The organism is Halobacillus sp. 12SKB (assembly GCF_052941655.1).
In genome coordinates this window covers 2,850,105-2,864,899 of the sequence record NZ_JBRFWR010000001.1, presented here as the reverse complement: position 1 = coordinate 2,864,899, position 14,795 = coordinate 2,850,105, and the positions used below count along the sequence as shown (strand labels likewise).

The 14,795-nt window shown below is 43.1% G+C and carries 12 protein-coding genes, 1 tRNA gene and 3 rRNA genes; 4 read left to right on the top strand and 12 right to left on the bottom strand.

Annotated elements, in window-relative coordinates:
- Window positions 1-10: 10 nt before the first annotated feature.
- The 6 genes from ACQ4XT_RS14200 to ACQ4XT_RS14175 form a co-directional block, all read right to left on the bottom strand.
- Complete coding sequence (locus tag ACQ4XT_RS14200; protein WP_446854242.1) at window positions 11-1,144, bottom strand: hypothetical protein; 1,134 nt, start codon at window positions 1,142-1,144, stop codon at window positions 11-13.
- A gap of 442 nt (window positions 1,145-1,586) precedes the next feature.
- On the bottom strand, window positions 1,587-2,561 hold the full coding sequence (locus ACQ4XT_RS14195) for an Ltp family lipoprotein (protein WP_446854241.1): 975 nt from the start codon (window positions 2,559-2,561) through the stop codon (window positions 1,587-1,589).
- Window positions 2,562-2,890: 329 nt separating this feature from the next.
- Window positions 2,891-3,397 (bottom strand): hypothetical protein, encoded by a 507-nt coding sequence (locus ACQ4XT_RS14190; RefSeq protein ID WP_446854240.1) that lies wholly within the window; start codon window positions 3,395-3,397, stop codon window positions 2,891-2,893.
- Between the two features lie 2 nt (window positions 3,398-3,399).
- Window positions 3,400-4,461 (bottom strand): hypothetical protein, encoded by a 1,062-nt coding sequence (locus ACQ4XT_RS14185; RefSeq protein ID WP_446854239.1) that lies wholly within the window; start codon window positions 4,459-4,461, stop codon window positions 3,400-3,402.
- A 69-nt stretch (window positions 4,462-4,530) separates the two neighbouring features.
- Window positions 4,531-5,082, bottom strand: coding sequence for a hypothetical protein (locus tag ACQ4XT_RS14180; RefSeq protein ID WP_446854238.1), 552 nt, complete (start codon window positions 5,080-5,082; stop codon window positions 4,531-4,533).
- A gap of 61 nt (window positions 5,083-5,143) precedes the next feature.
- On the bottom strand, window positions 5,144-5,305 hold the full coding sequence (locus ACQ4XT_RS14175; protein ID WP_446854237.1) for a hypothetical protein: 162 nt from the start codon (window positions 5,303-5,305) through the stop codon (window positions 5,144-5,146).
- 359 nt (window positions 5,306-5,664) lie between these two features.
- On the opposite strand from ACQ4XT_RS14175, the gene ACQ4XT_RS14170 reads away from it, so the two are divergent.
- The 3 genes from ACQ4XT_RS14170 (at window position 5,665) to ACQ4XT_RS14160 (ending at window position 7,025) form a co-directional block, all read left to right on the top strand.
- Window positions 5,665-6,012, top strand: coding sequence for a response regulator (locus ACQ4XT_RS14170; RefSeq protein WP_446854236.1), 348 nt, complete (start codon window positions 5,665-5,667; stop codon window positions 6,010-6,012).
- A 288-nt stretch (window positions 6,013-6,300) separates the two neighbouring features.
- Window positions 6,301-6,669 (top strand): response regulator, encoded by a 369-nt coding sequence (locus ACQ4XT_RS14165; protein ID WP_446854235.1) that lies wholly within the window; start codon window positions 6,301-6,303, stop codon window positions 6,667-6,669.
- A gap of 206 nt (window positions 6,670-6,875) precedes the next feature.
- Window positions 6,876-7,025: a Spo0E family sporulation regulatory protein-aspartic acid phosphatase gene (locus ACQ4XT_RS14160; RefSeq protein ID WP_446854234.1), complete on the top strand. Its 150-nt coding sequence runs from the start codon at window positions 6,876-6,878 to the stop codon at window positions 7,023-7,025.
- Window positions 7,026-7,344: 319 nt separating this feature from the next.
- Here the strand turns inward: ACQ4XT_RS14160 and ACQ4XT_RS14155 are convergent, their stop codons facing one another.
- The 5 genes from ACQ4XT_RS14155 to ACQ4XT_RS14135 all read right to left on the bottom strand — a co-directional run bounded on the left by ACQ4XT_RS14155 (window position 7,345) and on the right by ACQ4XT_RS14135 (window position 14,109).
- Window positions 7,345-8,400: a PQQ-dependent sugar dehydrogenase gene (locus ACQ4XT_RS14155; protein WP_446854233.1), complete on the bottom strand. Its 1,056-nt coding sequence runs from the start codon at window positions 8,398-8,400 to the stop codon at window positions 7,345-7,347.
- Between the two features lie 655 nt (window positions 8,401-9,055).
- Window positions 9,056-9,169, bottom strand: a 5S ribosomal RNA gene (gene rrf, locus ACQ4XT_RS14150).
- Window positions 9,170-9,247: 78 nt separating this feature from the next.
- Window positions 9,248-9,324, bottom strand: a tRNA-Met gene (locus ACQ4XT_RS14145).
- A gap of 134 nt (window positions 9,325-9,458) precedes the next feature.
- Window positions 9,459-12,374, bottom strand: a 23S ribosomal RNA gene (locus tag ACQ4XT_RS14140).
- A 170-nt stretch (window positions 12,375-12,544) separates the two neighbouring features.
- Window positions 12,545-14,109: ribosomal RNA gene (locus ACQ4XT_RS14135) — 16S ribosomal RNA — on the bottom strand.
- The 16S, 23S and 5S rRNA genes sit together here with 1 tRNA gene alongside, the layout of an rRNA operon.
- Window positions 14,110-14,182: 73 nt before the next feature.
- Here ACQ4XT_RS14135 and ACQ4XT_RS14130 point away from each other — a divergent pair.
- Complete coding sequence (locus ACQ4XT_RS14130; protein ID WP_446854232.1) at window positions 14,183-14,506, top strand: hypothetical protein; 324 nt, start codon at window positions 14,183-14,185, stop codon at window positions 14,504-14,506.
- A gap of 185 nt (window positions 14,507-14,691) precedes the next feature.
- On the opposite strand, the gene ACQ4XT_RS14125 is transcribed toward ACQ4XT_RS14130, so the two are convergent.
- On the bottom strand, window positions 14,692-14,754 hold the full coding sequence (locus tag ACQ4XT_RS14125; RefSeq protein WP_446855685.1) for a hypothetical protein: 63 nt from the start codon (window positions 14,752-14,754) through the stop codon (window positions 14,692-14,694).
- Between the last annotated feature and the right edge of the window lie 41 nt (window positions 14,755-14,795).

Here is a 14,795-nt window from a genome sequence, read left to right as displayed (position 1 = left end):
CTTCCATCTTTTATTTTATCATTCTAATAATCTGATTGGTTTCACTGATTTGAATACTCGTGGAGTTAACTTCTTCTGAAACGATAGGGGTATTAATGAAGAATTCGTAAACCTCAGACATATTAATCTCTTCAGTTATTTCGGGAAGATTACCTTCCTTTAAAAGTAATACGAATGTAATGTCACTAAAGCGGCTATCCCTCTTAACAATTGACTCTACACTTATATCATCTCCATCAAAATATGAACCATCATTGAAATACATTGGCCATTGTTCGTTGATTAGCATTTTCTTTAATTCAATTAATTTCATATCTGAAATGTTCCGAAAAAGTACATAAGGTGGCTTAGGCTTTTTATAATACTTGTGAATTATTTCATATACTATACTTGCGATATTACTGGTAGACACAACATTATCGCAATCTACAATAAATAACCTTTCTCTCGGTCTCCTACTATGGCCCAGGGGTGAAAAATAACGCTTTTTAATTTCTTTTTCATACTTTCCTTCAGATAAATATTCTCTATATGCGTGCTGAAAAACAACACCTGTAGCTCTAGCAAACATTTCGTCAACTTCTAATTTATCAATATATCTATCTTTTCTTTCTCTTATGGCTAATTTAAAGAGAGAAGAATGGATTATCATGTGATAAATCACAGCTAACTCCTTACTTTTAAGGTCATATTCCTGTTTAATCTTGTTTATAACTGTTTCAAACTGACTACTATAATCTTCTTTAAAAACAACCTTGAAATTTTCCACAAATTCTTTTTTCAAATCTTCCTCATACTCATTTTGCTTCTTACCCAGCAATTTATTAAATTCTTCTAATTTATAAATCTTCTCGCCTACTTCTTTATCTTTGAAATATCCATATAATGCGAACGTTTTACTTCTATCTAATTTGAACTCTTCCAATAGTTGAATAACTGGCTTTTTTATTAGGCTATTTTTGAAGGTCTGAGTTTCTTTATGCTTCACCTGTATTACATATTGTTCATAGTTTATATCCTGCTGAAACTCAAACATAACTTTTGAGGTAGGATTATCTAGTATTTCTAATATTGTTAAGTCAAATTGATAGATAAATCCTTTAACTGCATAATATCCACCATCTCGTTCTGATGCCTCAGACATAAGACTCTCCTCCCAAACTACGACAAATTCGATAATCTATTTAAGCCAAATTATACCAACTTATCATGGAAAACTACAAGTTAAGACAGTTAATTTTCACAATTTTATGTTTTTTGTTATATTATCTAAGAAATATAACGGTTACTTCCACAAGCGTTATACAACTCATAACGTTTGGCACTGTTCTGCTCGGAGGAAGTTAATTAATGGAAGATGTTAGTGTTTATATTCGAGTATATACTGATGACCAAAGGTATAGTTGCTTAATTCGGCAGACTTGCTCGCGAGTACATGCTCACATCACATAAAAAAGAAAGTGCCTGACTACACCACATTTCCACTTTAGTGGAGTTGGGATCAGGCACTTTCGCAAGCGCTTTTTGTTATGTGTTGGAATTCAAACTTTTAGGTATAGCGACTCACACCTGCTTGCCTCCATCAATTACAAACCCACTTGACTGGCCGCGTAAGCTGCATGTTCTTGGCTAAACCCTTCAAAAACCAATTGATCAATCAAACCCTGTCTTGAAAACGCCATAAAATCAAGATACTCCTCGGCCTTGATCACCGCCTGTTCCTGCCAATCCACGGTAATATTTTCTACACCATAAGTAGCGTCTTCTGTGCTAAATCCCTCAAACTCCAATTGATCGATCAACCCCGATTTCGAGAATGCCATGAAATTAATGTAATGCTCAGCCATAGCAACCGCCTGCTTTTGAGAAACGGTTATGCTGTCTTCTTTAGCTTTACGCTCTGCCTCCTCCTTTGCTTTCCTTTCTTCTTCCTCTTTAGCCTTACGTTCTTCTTCTTTCTTCTTCTGTTCCTCAGCCTCTTTGGCTTCCTGTTCTTTTTGTGCTTTTTCTTTAGCTTCCCGTTCTTCCTGCTCCTTCTGCGCTTGTTCTTTAGCTTCCCGTTCTTCCTGCTCTTTCTGCGCTTGTTCCTTAGCTTCCTGCTCTTTTTCCGCTTGTTCTCTAGCCTCGCGCTCTTTATCTTCCTCTTCCTGTTTCGCCTTTGCTTCAGCTTCTTGTTCTTCTACAGAAGCTTTAGCGTTCTCCGCAACCGTGATATCCTCGCTCATCGCTCCTACCACAAGGGTAGACACTAGTAAGGCAAGAAAGCAGCCCCCTGATATCAGGAAGTTTCGCAGCCTGTTACCTTTTCCTTTAACGAAGGCTAATATGAAAAATACAACCATTCCTACTAAAGCTGTTACCATTAAAATCACTAAGCTAGTTAGAAAAGCACCATACTCAGATCCTAAAATCATAGCCAGGACAAAACAGGCGTACAGACACCCACCTGATTTTAGAAAGTTCCTACGCCTGTGATTCTTTCCTTTTACAAATGCAAAAACAAAAAAGACGATCGTTCCTGCTAGCGCCAATGACATCAAAATCAGTAAGAATGCGTCCACAAATAACCTCCTCTGATTTTTCTCACATCTCCTTCCAGTATATTAAGCAAAAAGCGATACTTTCCTTTTTCATTCGGGTTATGTAAACGTTCTAAAATTTGCCACATGTTATCGCATCCCCTTTAAATGATGTAGCATAACAAAGAGCGCTTCGTGACTGAAACGCTCTTTTATACTCAGGATTTAATAAGATTATCCTGTACTCACCCTATGTGTTAAAGAAAGCGCCTGACCCCCACCACGTTAACACTTTAACGCAGTGGGGGTCAGGCACTTTCATACGGCTTACTTTACGCTGCCATATTTAATCATTTTCTTGTGGGGGTGAGCTACATCATAAAAATGGAGATAACAAGCATGATATAGGTCGCATGAAAACTCATTTTAATTATGGAAAAGGGAGAGTTTTCAAATTTAGAAACGATGGAAACCATCATAAAATAGGTAATAGAAATAAATAGCGTAGCAATCAAATACATAACCCAGCGATTTTGCTCCACGATGATAAAAATGTCACCAGTAAATCCAAATAATAATATAGCAAATATAAGAATCACAAGGGAGAGACCAAATACTTTTATTCCGTTTCTCCAAAATTTATTTTGGAAAATATTCACGCTGCTTTTCTTTACCTGACAATAGATCCAAATGTAATTAAAGCTGACCGTTAACAAAATGGCTACAGCAAAATAGATTTGCATCATTATTGAAGAGCCGTTTGATAAAAACGCATCAAATAGTATGTACCCCATTTTTTCGAACAGCATAATAAGGGTTATTAACGCTGCTAAGTTCAACAATTGAAAGAAGCTCCACTTATTAATTACTTTCACCATCTTCAATCCCCTTTTTTCTTTGGATGTAATTCAATAATGCCTTGATAGGATGTTGGAAATGGTTTAGACCCATGATCCAGGGCTTTCAAGTCTGCCAATATATCTTTTCCCCTATTATTAGTCACTTTAATGAATTGCCGACGATCCTTTTCATATAGACTTTCTATCGTTGCTTGGTCAAAGGGAATAGACTTGCTTTCATTTTCTTTTAGGACTACATCTTTTTTTAGTACAGTAGAATTTCCATGTTCATCAAAATGAACCACATCAACACTCGTTGAATAAGGGACGGGATTTAACGTAATCCCTTCGATGCTATTTTTAGTAGTAAGCTCATCGTTGTTTTCATAAAACTTCACAGGCTCACCACCATCCGTACTCCACGATGGAGAAGGATAAGGATCTTTTAACGTACTCATCTGCTCTTCACTTAATGTGAAGGAATGATCTTCTAATTTTCCATTATCAATGGAAACATCGCCCAATTGTAAAAAAAAGCGATAGTTGCTTACATTTTCATTCCCTATCTTCTCCTTGTCTGAAAGATCTGCTAGAGGTATGAATGATAATTCTTCCTGCCCCTCTTGCTGAATAGAAATTTCCACAGGAAGGGTTATGGAAGTTTTAGGGGGAACCTCATATTTTATAGACCTTGACCACTTTTCGTCTTCTTCTGGTCTAACTTTTGCCGTGTGATCTCCCTGCATGAATATTGCTTGCATCTCTACATTTTCGTCCTTGTTATTCTCTACAATAATGTTACCTGTTAAGTAATCTTTGTTTTTAGGTAACGTAAGAAAGGTAAATTCCTCACCTTTTACGGAGGTTTCATTTTTATAATCATCATCAGGAACGAAAGCTTTCACCAAAGTAAAAGGGACAGATGATTCTGCAACTTGATCAGATTTATTTAGCAGTTCAAGATTCTTAGATTCTTCTAAAGCTGGATCCCCACTGGATAGTACGGAAACATCGTCCCCACTAAATTCATTGTTCAATTTTTCTCCCGAGCAACCACTTAAAGCAATGATTATGAGACTAATAAGAATGAAGGTTTGTTTCATATGTATATCCTTTCGAATGAAAATTGCACTAAGCTAAAAAGTAGCTTAGTGCAATTTTATGTATTTTACTTAATAGTTTAGCACACTATCAAAAGTTCTCGCTTCATATAGCACTCCAGAATCTGTAGCTGTATGGATGGTCAGGCCGGAATATACAGTGTTGAATGATCCGATCATTTCTGCTGTTGATTCAGCAGTAAACTTAGCAACTGCCGTGGACTTATCGCCATTTACAGTATATCCAGAACTTGTATTTTTAAGGCTCGTAGTTGCGGATGTAACTGTCGTGTAAACCTTACCTTTTGAAGTACCCGTGCTACTAACCGCATCTGAAAGATAGTCGGATGCAACATTTGTACTTCCGGTTGCTAATGATCCCCAAGAGGATGCTGCCCCTTGAAACTGGCCACCTGAAGTTGCGCTGGCATTCCCAAACTCTACTGATTCGTTGAGGTCTTCTGCTTTTTCCCATTCACTTTCCCAGTTGATCGTGTACTGTTGAGTCTTTTGGTTATCTTCAGACAAATCTTTGCCCGTAGATTCAGCTGCCCCAACTCCCGTTGAAATAGCTGCAGAAGCTATTAATGTTACACCCATAGCAGATATCAATTTTCTTTTCATAATAAAATTCCACCTTTCCCTTTTTTTCTTACAGGGAATAGATGATCACACACAACTCCTTTTACAAGAGATTACAGATTGGGAAATAACCTCCATATTTTTCTGCTTCTCCATCCAAAATTCTCACTACTTTCCCAAGCTTAAAAATAATAGAATCCCATTTACAAAACAAAGAGTTTATATGTACGATGATCTGATGTTCTTCACTCCACCATTTATTCACATCCACCCTTTCATCATTTCATTCCAAGAGAGGCATGGATTAAATGGGGAAAGACCTCAAATGTGTTTTTTGCTGGTACTCTCAAGAAAGGGAAACTAGCCTTTCTACTACACTAATCACTAGTCTCACTATTTTCCCCAGTGAGTTCACTGTAAGCTTTCACTTGTCTTGGACTCTTCCTTCTCTGTTGCTATTACTAATCCTTATGCAAGTATTCATTCCAGTTGAATAGGTTGGAGAATTGATCGGGGCTTTTTTCTACTCTCCACTAACCTACTCTGGTATGATAGGTCTGGGGTGACTATATACACAGGTATAAAGATAGGGTTAGGGAGACCAATTGACGTAAGGAAGATTATATGCCTACTGCAATATTGTTAGATAATACTCGAGATAAACTAAGATTGAAAAGTATATTAGAAAGACACTCCTATACAGTTTTGGCGGAAACTGAAATTGGCACGGAAGTAATCTCACTGTATGATCGGTATCAACCAGATTTAGTGCTTATGGATGTCCAAACCTCTGATATGCAAGATCTAAAGGCACTTCGCAGTAAGTACCCAAAAGCACAGGTGATTGTATGCTCGGAACACAGTGATATCCATATACTTGACCAGTGTGCTTCTATAGGAGTGATTGACTTCATTCAAAAGCCACTTCTCCACAGATTGTCTCCAGCTATAGAAAAATTAAATCATAGATAAATCACCCCTACTTGCCAGCGTGTTTTCATACACTGGCTTTTTTTATGTATAAATGTTCGTTCACTGCCCATAATGGTGAAGGTGACTCTCACATACACCTCCCTTACATCTAGCTCATGTGATGAGTCCCTCTCTTAGTTACGCCAGAGTTTTGCTCTGGCTTTTTTCTTTGCTTAAAAACAAGTGCATCCGAGTCAAATTCACTATACTAAGATAATTTTATCTGTTAAGGTTACGTGAGGGTGAACAGTAAAGGGGAATATAGAGAAAAGACGTAAGGACGATTGTATGATTAACGCACTAATTATTGATGATTCTTCATTTATGAGATCATGGTTGAAAAAGGTATTAGAAATAGAATCCATTCATGTGATCGCAGAAGCTGCGAACGGGATTGAAGGGATTATTGAATATAAGACCCATAGCCCCGATCTAGTAATACTAGACTTTGTCTTGCCTAAGTTAAATGGACTGCAAACCCTCATCCAGTTAAAGAGGATTAACCCTAACGTGAGAGTCATTGTCTGTTCCTCTTTAGGCGATCAATTCACTATTGAGAGATTTGCTAAGCACGGAGCCTATGACTTCATACAAAAACCTTATTTTGAACGTTTACCAACCGTTATCGCCAGGCTGAAACCAGAGATTATAGAGTAACCCATTTCACCCTACTGGTTAGAGATGTATTCTTTGACCTTTTTTTCATGTAAAATTCACTTTCCTCTAAAACCCAAAGTTAGGAATTCCTCCCTGGGGCGTTTTACCTGTTTCAAACTGCCACGATAAGAATCAATAAAAATGAAAGGTTATTGTAAAGACATGTGTTAACCTTTAATTGGAAGAGCCTATGCGGAGGATTACATATGGATGATATCTCACGGTTAGAAGAAATAATAGAATCTGTTCGACAGGAAATGTACGACGCCTATACAAATGGAGCAGACGATCAGGAAGTTTTGAACATATCTCAAAAGTTGGATAAACTTCTCAATCAACTCCACTCATTACTCTAGATGTGCCACTCACATCACTTGTTCTTAAAGAAGGAAAGGTAAAATAGACCTGCTAAACCGGCAAAAGTAAAAAACAGAATGATCGGGCCCATGAAGCTATCATTGGTCAGGAAAGAGGTTAATACCATCTACTTTCAGCTCCAAGAGACTAATTTTATTTATTTTTCCCATATTTCGCTCTTTTCAACCTTTTCCATTTATTATGGAGGGAACGTAGTAATGTGAAAAATCCTACTACCAAGTCGCCATAGAGAAAGAGCGCTTCACTCATGAAGCGCTCTTTGGTATGGACCGATTTTGACCGGTTACTATTCAGTAGTTAATCCAGATCTGAGAGTGAAATTCTATATAGCTTGTCATCATTTTCCTGAGGATTTCCACGACCATCTGTATTATTACTAATGAAATAAAGATTGTTATCCTTAATCTGTACATCCCGAATTCTTCCAAGACCAGTGATCACTTCACGGTATTCACCTGTTTCCAGGTCGAATTCTAAAACGGCAGCCCCTCTTAATGCGGCAACAAAAAGTTTCCCTTCATAATTGTCCATTCCGGATGGTGCCCAGGTGGAGCTATCTCCAGAAGTGAATTGAGGCGAAACCATTCCCTCTTGTTCTTCAGAACCTTCTATAACCGGCCAACCGTAATTTTTACCAGCTTCAATTAAATTAATCTCATCGTTTGCATTATCCCCATGTTCACTTGCATACATCGTACCATCTGACAACCAAGTCATCCCTTGAGGGTTGCGATGTCCAAAGCTATAAACGTAGGAATCCGCAAAAGGATTATCACCTGGTATCGATCCATCCAAGTTCATTCTTAGAATTTTTCCACCTAATGAATCCAGGTCTTGTGCTATTTCAGGATCAGAAGCATCCCCAGCCGTAGCGTAGAGTTTTTCATCAGGACCGATTTTCAGTCTTCCTCCATGATGGTAAGTACCGCTGGGGATTTGATCAAGAAGCAGATCCTCTTCTCTCCATACACGATCTTCCAATCTAAGCGTTACGATACGATTGAACTGTTCTTCCCCATCTTCATACGTGTAATAGGCATAGGCAAGGTTCGATTCGGAAAAGTCAGGGGCAAGAACAAAACCAAGCAATCCTGCCTCTGAAGCTGTGGATACCTCTTCTTCAAGTTCTACGCTTTGCCTTTCTACTTCACCATCTTCTATTTTGACAATGTTCCCTGATCTTTCTGTTAAATAAAAGGTATCTTCCATTTTTTCGATAGACCACGGGACTTCCAGATTATTTGCTATCACTTCTAAACCTTCAGCAGGTAGTGGCGGTTCTTCCTGTTTATTATCAGAGCAACCTGTTATTAAAAAGAAGACAGTCATTGATAACGCTAAGAGTTTTTTCAACTTTATATCTCCTCTCTCTTCTATCTCCTCTGAAGTGAGGGACTGATCAAGTGCTTCCTCATTTCAGTCACGTCCGTCTACATGAATGGATGTGTTCTATTTGGAAAATTGCTATATTTTCTGTGTTCATAAATCAAGAATTGAAGCGCATGAGCCGTCACCGCGCTTCCATTCTTTAAGCAACCTAACCGGGCAATTATCTCAGCTCAAATAGTTAAACGATCCCTTAGCAAAGTCATTTTCTCTTTCATACGAATCACATTTATTTTCTTCATTTAGTTACTTCCCATTATACATGAGAAGACAGAGAGTAATGATGTCCGAGATTCTTCGATAACGTCATTCAAATGAATTCAGACCATACTACCACTTCAATCGGACTCTTCTATAAGAGATCCCGTATCTATAAAAAAGAAGCGCCTCATAGGAGACACTTCCTCTTTGTTAATTATTTATGGAATGCTAAATATGTAGCTTCTCTTTCCGACTAAACTCAAGGCTACCGAAGATGAATTTCAGCCTTTATTAAAAGTGCCTGACCCCCATCACGTTAACACATTTTGGGGGTCAGGCACTTTTTGCTGGCTCTCCCTCTACACCAAAATGAGCATACAAAAAACCCTTCAGAAGATGAATCCTGAAGGGCTAATGGATCATGTGGCGGCGTCCTACTCTCACGGGGGTAAACCCGACTACCATCGGCGCTGAAGAGCTTAACTGCTGTGTTCGGCATGGGAACAGGTGTGACCTCTTCGCCTTCACCACCACATCAATATAAAGTTTGAAGTAAACCCAGAAAACTAGTGACACTGTTTTCACTTATTATGGATGTTTATAGAAAAATAATTGGTTGCGGGGACAGGATTTGAACCTGTGACCTCCGGGTTATGAGCCCGACGAGCTGCCAGACTGCTCTACCCCGCGATAATGTGGGAAACTTTATTTGCTCCCATAATATGAAAATTTATTTATTCCCATAAGTTCAGGTGAACCCTCAAAACTGGATAAGGAAACATCTTTTATGAAAAGTAACGTTCTTCACGAATGATTACAATCAGATAGATAAGTCATCGATCCATTAGTATCCGTCAGCTCCACGTGTCACCACGCTTCCACCTCGGACCTATCAACCTCATCGTCTCTGAGGGATCTTATTTGCTTAAAGCAAAGGGAAATCTCATCTCAAGGGGGGCTTCATGCTTAGATGCTTTCAGCACTTATCCCGACCACACGTAGCTACCCAGCGATGCTCCTGGCGGAACAACTGGTACACCAGCGGTGTGTCCATCCCGGTCCTCTCGTACTAAGGACAGCTCCTTTCAAATTTCCAACGCCCACGACGGATAGGGACCGAACTGTCTCACGACGTTCTGAACCCAGCTCGCGTACCGCTTTAATGGGCGAACAGCCCAACCCTTGGGACCGACTACAGCCCCAGGATGCGATGAGCCGACATCGAGGTGCCAAACCTCCCCGTCGATGTGGACTCTTGGGGGAGATAAGCCTGTTATCCCCGGGGTAGCTTTTATCCGTTGAGCGACGGCCCTTCCATGCGGAACCGCCGGATCACTAAGCCCGACTTTCGTCCCTGCTCGACTTGTAGGTCTCGCAGTCAAGCTCCCTTGTGCCTTTACACTCTGCGAATGATTTCCAACCATTCTGAGGGAACCTTTGGGCGCCTCCGTTACCTTTTGGGAGGCGACCGCCCCAGTCAAACTGCCCACCTGACACTGTCTCCGGACCGGATCACGGTCCTGGGTTAGAATGTCCGTACAGCCAGGGTAGTATCCCACCAGCGCCTCCACCGAAGCTAGCGCTCCGGCTTCCAAGGCTCCTACCTATCCTGTACAAGCTGTACCAACATTCAATATCAGGCTACAGTAAAGCTCCACGGGGTCTTTCCGTCCTGTCGCGGGTAATGTGCATCTTCACACATAGTATAATTTCACCGGGTCTCTCGTTGAGACAGTGCCCAAGTCGTTGCACCTTTCGTGCGGGTCGGAACTTACCCGACAAGGAATTTCGCTACCTTAGGACCGTTATAGTTACGGCCGCCGTTTACTGGGGCTTCGGTTCAACGCTTCGCATAAGCTAACGCATCCCCTTAACCTTCCAGCACCGGGCAGGTGTCAGCCCCTATACTTCGCCTTACGGCTTCGCAGAGACCTGTGTTTTTGGTAAACAGTCGCTTGGGCCTTTTCACTGCGGCTCCTCGGCAGAGGAGCACCCCTTCTCCCGAAGTTACGGGGTCATTTTGCCGAGTTCCTTAACGAGAGTTCTCCCGCTCACCTTAGGATCCTCTCCTCGCCTACCTGTGTCGGTTTGCGGTACGGGCACCTCTTTCCTCACTAGAGGATTTTCTTGGCAGTGTGAACTCAGGAGCTTCGGTACTCTATTTCCCTCCCCATCACAGCTTGACGTTGCCGGACGGATTTGCCTATCCGACCGTCTCACTGCTTGGACGCGCACATCCAGTGGCGCGCTCTCCTTATCCTCCTGCGTCCCCCCGTCGTTCAAACGGAAAGGAGGTGGTACAGGAATATCAACCTGTTGTCCATCGCCTACGCCTTTCGGCCTCGGCTTAGGTCCCGACTAACCCTGAGAGGACGAGCCTTCCTCAGGAAACCTTAGGCATTCGGTGAAAGAGATTCTCACTCTTTTTTCGCTACTCATACCGGCATTCTCACTTCTAAGCGCTCCACCAGTCCTTACGGTCTGACTTCACGGCCCTTAGAACGCTCTCCTACCACTGATCATAAGATCAATCCGCAGCTTCGGTGGTGTGTTTAGCCCCGGTACATTTTCGGCGCAGAGTCACTCGACCAGTGAGCTATTACGCACTCTTTGAATGATGGCTGCTTCTAAGCCAACATCCTGGTTGTCTAAGCAACTCCACATCCTTTTCCACTTAACACACACTTTGGGACCTTAGCTGGCGGTCTGGGCTGTTTCCCTCTCGACCATGAACCTTATCACCCACGGTCTGACTCCCAGAACAAAGTCTATGGCATTCGGAGTTTGACTGAATTCGGTAACCCGATAGGGGCCCCTCGTCCAATCAGTGCTCTACCTCCATGACTTTCTATTCTGAGGCTAGCCCTAAAGCTATTTCGGAGAGAACCAGCTATCTCCGTGTTCGATTGGCATTTCACCCCTACCCACACCTCATCCCCGCAATTTTCAACTTGCGTGGGTTCGGGCCTCCAGTCAGTGTTACCTGACCTTCACCCTGGACATGGGTAGATCACACGGTTTCGGGTCTACGACCGCATACTCACTCGCCCTATTCAGACTCGCTTTCGCTGCGGCTCCGCTTCTGCTGCTTAACCTCGCATACGGTCGTAACTCGCCGGTTCATTCTACAAAAGGCACGCCGTCACCCATTAACGGGCTCCGACTACTTGTAGGCACACGGTTTCAGGTTCTCTTTCACTCCCCTTCCGGGGTGCTTTTCACCTTTCCCTCACGGTACTGGTTCACTATCGGTCACTAGGGAGTATTTAGCCTTGGGAGATGGTCCTCCCGGATTCCGACGGAATTCCTCGTGTTCCGCCGTACTCAGGATCCACTCCGGAGAGAGAAAGATTTCGACTACAGGGCTGTTACCTGCTCTGGCTGACCTTTCCAGATCGATTCGCCTATCTTCCTCTTTGGTAACTCCAATGGAGTGTCCTACAACCCCAGAAAGCAAGCTTTCTGGTTTGGGCTGATTCCGTTTCGCTCGCCGCTACTTGGGAAATCGCGTTTGCTTTCTCTTCCTCCGGGTACTTAGATGTTTCAGTTCCCCGGGTGTGCCTGCCTATACCTATGTATTCAGTATAGGATACTGTTCCATTACGAACAGTGGGTTTCCCCATTCGGAAATCTCCGGGTCAAAGCCTACTTACGGCTCGCCGGAGCATATCGGTGTTAGTCCCGTCCTTCATCGGCTCCTAGTACCAAGGCATCCACCGTGCGCCCTTATTCACTTAACTATCTTCGTGAAAAGACGTTTACAATTTCAATTAGATGTCTTGTCATCAAATGTCTCATCGTTAGATGAAACAATGATTCCTTATCCAGTTTTCAAGGTTCACAAGTTGAAAGATCGTTTGATCTCTCAAAACTGAACAACCAACACAGTACGTTTCCGTAATATCCTTAGAAAGGAGGTGATCCAGCCGCACCTTCCGATACGGCTACCTTGTTACGACTTCACCCCAATCATTGGCCCCACCTTCGGCGGCTGGCTCCAAAAAGGTTACCTCACCGACTTCGGGTGTTGCCAACTCTCGTGGTGTGACGGGCGGTGTGTACAAGGCCCGGGAACGTATTCACCGCGGCATGCTGATCCGCGATTACTAGCGATTCCGGCTTCATGCAGGCGAGTTGCAGCCTGCAATCCGAACTGAGAATGGTTTTATGGGATTTGCTACACCTCGCGGCTTCGCTGCCCTTTGTACCATCCATTGTAGCACGTGTGTAGCCCAGGTCATAAGGGGCATGATGATTTGACGTCATCCCCGCCTTCCTCCGGTTTGTCACCGGCAGTCACCTTAGAGTGCCCAACTGAATGCTGGCAACTAAGATTAGGGGTTGCGCTCGTTGCGGGACTTAACCCAACATCTCACGACACGAGCTGACGACAACCATGCACCACCTGTCACTTGGTCCCCGAAGGGAAAGTCCTATCTCTAGGATTGTCCAAGGATGTCAAGACCTGGTAAGGTTCTTCGCGTTGCTTCGAATTAAACCACATGCTCCACCGCTTGTGCGGGCCCCCGTCAATTCCTTTGAGTTTCAGCCTTGCGGCCGTACTCCCCAGGCGGAGTGCTTAATGCGTTAACTTCAGCACTAAGGGGTGGAAGCCCCCTAACACCTAGCACTCATCGTTTACGGCGTGGACTACCAGGGTATCTAATCCTGTTTGCTACCCACGCTTTCGCACCTCAGCGTCAGAAACAGACCAGAGAGTCGCCTTCGCCACTGGTGTTCCTCCACATATCTACGCATTTCACCGCTACACGTGGAATTCCACTCTCCTCTTCTGTCCTCAAGTTCCCCAGTTTCCAATGACCCTCCACGGTTGAGCCGTGGGCTTTCACATCAGACTTAAGGAACCGCCTGCGCGCGCTTTACGCCCAATAATTCCGGACAACGCTTGCCCCCTACGTATTACCGCGGCTGCTGGCACGTAGTTAGCCGGGGCTTCCTCGTTAGGTACCGTCAAGGTACCGCTCTATTCGCACGGTACTTGTTCTTCCCTAACAACAGAACTTTACGATCCGAAGACCTTCATCGTTCACGCGGCGTTGCTCCGTCAGACTTTCGTCCATTGCGGAAGATTCCCTACTGCTGCCTCCCGTAGGAGTCTGGGCCGTGTCTCAGTCCCAGTGTGGCCGATCACCCTCTCAGGTCGGCTACGCATCGTCGCCTTGGTGAGCCGTTACCTCACCAACTAGCTAATGCGCCGCGGGCCCATCTGTAAGTGATAGCGAGAAGCCATCTTTCAACTTTCCTTCATGCGAAAGAAAGTATTACCCGGCATTAGCCCCGGTTTCCCGGGGTTATTCCGATCTTACAGGCAGGTTGCCCACGTGTTACTCACCCGTCCGCCGCTCGTTCCACGAGCTTCACCCCGAAGGGATCCACTCGCTTCCCGCGCTCGACTTGCATGTATTAGGCACGCCGCCAGCGTTCGTCCTGAGCCAGGATCAAACTCTCCATAAAAGATAAGTTTGACTTGCTCATTTGCACACCGAATGTGCTTTGTTTCAAATCTCTTCTATAAAGAAGAAATGTTTTGACGTACTGGTTGGTTCGTTCAGTTTTCAAAGATCAAATGTTTTGTGTGCTGCTTCAAAAAAGCGACTTAATAAATGTATCATTCCTTGCTGTTTTCGTCAACAACTTTTTTATGATTTATTTTGTTAAGCCGTTTGCGGTTAGCCCTCTCTTAAAGCGACAAATAATAATATATCATGCGATTCGAAACGGTGCAATAGGTTATTATAAAAAAGATGGTCATAGAGACAGGAATGCTGCCATTGGTTCAATTGATTCCGACACAGGATTGATAACTCCATCGAAAATGGAGATTTTTATTTATGGAGTGAAAAAGCTGTGAGTTACTCTGCTTGTTCCCTTGTCATGTGCTTTTCAGTCACGACGATAAGGTCACACCTCTATTTTGAGGGACGCCCCCAATACAAGGGAACCATGCAGAAATACGCCAACCAAATGCTCTCCTATAATTTTAGGGATTTGCTCATTACATTCTTCGAGAAAAGATTCTACCATCTCTCCTCCCTCCTAGACCTTTTGAAAATGTGTATCTTTGAGACCGCTATGATACTTCAAACTGTAACCAATCATCCTATCCATCCCGATATGTGCCGTCCAAATCAGGCTGACCA

Bases quoted from the DNA above. Each gene is read 5' to 3' on its own strand.
- ACQ4XT_RS14200 (WP_446854242.1), bottom strand. From the start codon at position 1,144: ATGTCTGAGGCATCAGAACGAGATGGTGGATATTATGCAGTTAAAGGA.
- ACQ4XT_RS14190 (WP_446854240.1), bottom strand. From the start codon at position 3,397: ATGGTGAAAGTAATTAATAAGTGGAGCTTCTTTCAATTGTTGAACTTA.
- ACQ4XT_RS14185 (WP_446854239.1), bottom strand. From the start codon at position 4,461: ATGAAACAAACCTTCATTCTTATTAGTCTCATAATCATTGCTTTAAGT.
- ACQ4XT_RS14180 (WP_446854238.1), bottom strand. From the start codon at position 5,082: ATGAAAAGAAAATTGATATCTGCTATGGGTGTAACATTAATAGCTTCT.
- ACQ4XT_RS14170 (WP_446854236.1), top strand. From the start codon at position 5,665: ATGCCTACTGCAATATTGTTAGATAATACTCGAGATAAACTAAGATTG.
- ACQ4XT_RS14165 (WP_446854235.1), top strand. From the start codon at position 6,301: ATGATTAACGCACTAATTATTGATGATTCTTCATTTATGAGATCATGG.
- ACQ4XT_RS14160 (WP_446854234.1), top strand. From the start codon at position 6,876: ATGGATGATATCTCACGGTTAGAAGAAATAATAGAATCTGTTCGACAG.